This is a genomic window from Pseudomonas antarctica (assembly GCF_900624995.1).
In the GTDB taxonomy this organism is placed as follows: Bacteria; Pseudomonadota; Gammaproteobacteria; order Pseudomonadales; family Pseudomonadaceae; genus Aquipseudomonas; species Aquipseudomonas antarctica.
Genome location: NZ_UYXQ01000241.1, coordinates 1 through 1,768 on the forward strand (window position 1 = coordinate 1; position 1,768 = coordinate 1,768).

Here is a 1,768-nt window from a genome sequence, read left to right on the forward strand (position 1 = left end):
TCTACTTGGTCGACAACCGACAATTTAAAAGTCAGCGTGTAATCGCGCTGACTACGTTTTGCGCCCGTATCCATTGCACCCTCCTGATAAGAAGCCAGAAGGTGTAAACCTTATTCAGGACGAGACACTCTGCACTTAAAAGCCTGGCGCCGCACCGCGGGCCTGACGCAGCAGGAAGGCACTGCGCGAACTCAACAGGGTTCAGTGGCGCTGCCAGGTGAACCTCCGGCGACAGGCCACACGCCCTTGGACTTCAGCCGCTCGCTTGCCAGCCCCCAAGCCAGCGCGAAGTTATTGAAGGCATTGCTTGAAATCCATGTGCCGTGGCCCGATGCCTTGCCGCCCCCGGAGGCACGCGGGCGCCTCAAGGGGTTATACAACATCAACACTACCTGGCACGCCAGCGTCGGTGGGCTGTTGTTCCAGGTGAGTGTGGTACCGGGTTTCGGCGAGGTTTACCTGGTCGATCCGCAGCACCCGCAGCATCCCGGTTTCAGGCTGACCAGCGACAGTCAAGGGCATTGGCGGCTGGAGCGACGTGTCAGACTGGAGGGTGGCATGCCTAGGGAGCGGTTGAGTGGATGGCAGAGAAATCGCAACGAGCGGTTAAAAGACCTGAATCAAGACTTGGCAATTCTAAACACAGAAGCGTCAGGCTTGGCCCCACTGGCGCAACAGTTTAACGACGCCGTGACGATTGCCCGGACGCGACTGACTAAGTGCAAAAGCGAACTGAGGGAAGACTGGGAAAGGCTCAACAGTCCCACCTTACTGCCTGCGCTGCGCCCCAGAATCGCTGAACGCCATGAGCAAAGGCAACACGAAATGGTACGTGCCAAAACCGATTGGAATACCGCTGTCGATAACTACCAAGAAAACACACAGGCGTTTATCTGCGCGCTTGAGAAGAGCGCAGTCATCGCCGGCGAACTAATGGAATTGGACAGGACGCAACCGCAATACAAACAAACACGAGATAACGCCACAGAAAACATTTTCAAACACTTGTTAACGTCCTATGCGAGCCTGCATCACAAAATTAGATTCAGCCTGGAAAGCCAGCGCGGCGAAAGCCTTGCTGAGCTCCTGCGCCGTACCGACAGTGAACTGCCTGACGGCCTCACAGACGGCTACGAAGCGTTCATCCACGACGCGACGCAACGACTGGAGACGCTCAAAGAAATACTCACGGCCGCAGAAAAAATCGAAGCACTTCTGCAGAAAGCGCCCACTGCATTACGCGAACAACTCGTGGCGCAGTTGCCGCCTGAGCGCATTCCATCCTCCGTCAGCTTAAAACAACACCAACTGTTGTCGCTTTCCGAGTTGATAGTCAACCGCGCGCTTGGCGCTGGAAGGCCAGAGGAACGCCCCTTCCTCGATGTGCTTGTGGATCGCAAAGCCAATGCTGGCATACTCGCGCACACGGAAATACGCACGACCAGCGGTTACTCGCCAGCCGAGCAAATTGACGTGCTCAAGGATGTGTCCCAACAGTATGAGCGGCTGGAAAACGCCGTTAATACGTTAACCGAAATGGGTTCTGTGCTTTTGCGAGAGCCGTATCGAGCGCCTTTCCTGGAGCAGCTTGGCCAAGCCCGCGCAAGCCTTGAAGCCCAACTGGCCAGCTTGATCCTGGTCGAAGAAAAGATTGCCCCCAAACCCGCTGCCGACAAAACCAAACGCCCTAAAAAACCCAATCGAAGAGTGATCAAAACCCTCGACAATCAGAACCTGATTGGCGACTTGCGCCCCAGTCAGCCTGAGG

General features: G+C 55.9%; 1 pseudogene. It reads left to right on the forward strand.

The window, feature by feature from the left end:
* Positions 1 to 246 precede the first annotated feature (246 nt).
* A pseudogene (locus E0F99_RS29750) lies at positions 247 to 1,768 on the forward strand (hypothetical protein); the annotation flags it as partial.